Source organism: Pseudomonas sp. BAY1663, from assembly GCF_000582595.1.
Lineage (GTDB): Bacteria > Pseudomonadota > Gammaproteobacteria > Pseudomonadales > Pseudomonadaceae > Stutzerimonas > Stutzerimonas stutzeri_AF.
The window spans coordinates 1-566 of the sequence record NZ_AZSV01000219.1 but is presented as its reverse complement, the minus strand read 5'-3'; the positions used below and the strand labels follow the sequence as shown (position 1 = coordinate 566).

The 566-nt window shown below is 71.7% G+C and carries 2 protein-coding genes; one reads left to right on the top strand and one right to left on the bottom strand.

Going from position 1 to position 566, the window contains the following annotated elements; genetic code table 11:
• Nucleotides 1–123, top strand: a 123-nt coding sequence (locus BAY1663_RS25665) for a hypothetical protein (protein WP_256206962.1), incomplete at its 5' end; no start/stop codon positions are given.
• 11 nt (nt 124–134) lie between these two features.
• On the opposite strand, the gene BAY1663_RS22885 is transcribed toward BAY1663_RS25665, so the two are convergent.
• The coding region (locus BAY1663_RS22885) for a methyl-accepting chemotaxis protein (RefSeq protein ID WP_037045494.1) at nt 135–566 on the bottom strand (432 nt) is incomplete at its 5' end.

Sequence of the window (566 nt, the reverse complement as noted above, 5' to 3'; positions counted from 1 at the left end):
CGCGGGCTCGGCCTGGCCATCGTCGGCGAGATCAGCCGCGCCCACCGCGCCGCCATCGAGCTTGCGCAGGGCCCGCTCGGCGGGTTGCTGGTGCGGGTGCGCTTTGTGCCGAGCGAGGTCTGAGGGCCGCCCGCTCAGGCCCGGCGGCGTCCCCAGAACTGCTGGACCAGCTCCTGCATGCCATCTGCCAGGCGGGCCATGCCCGAGGCGCTTTCCTGACTCTGCAGGCCGGTTGCCACGTGCTGGTCGGAGCCGCCGCGGATGCTTGCGATGCTCTGGTTGATCTCTTCGCTGACGGCGCTCTGCTGTTCCACCGCGGCGGCGATCTGGCTGCTCATCGCGCTGATTTCGTTGACCCGGCTGTTGATGCCATGCAGCGACTGCTCGGCCTCGCCGGCATGGCCGACGCTGTGCTGCGCCTGGTCGCGGCTGCGCTGCATGACCTGCACCGCCTCCCGCGCGCCGGCCTGCAGCGTGCCGATCATGCTCTGGATATCGGCGGTGGCCGATGAGGTGCGCGAGGCCAGCCCGCGCACCTCGTCGGCGACCACGGCGAAGCCGCGGCC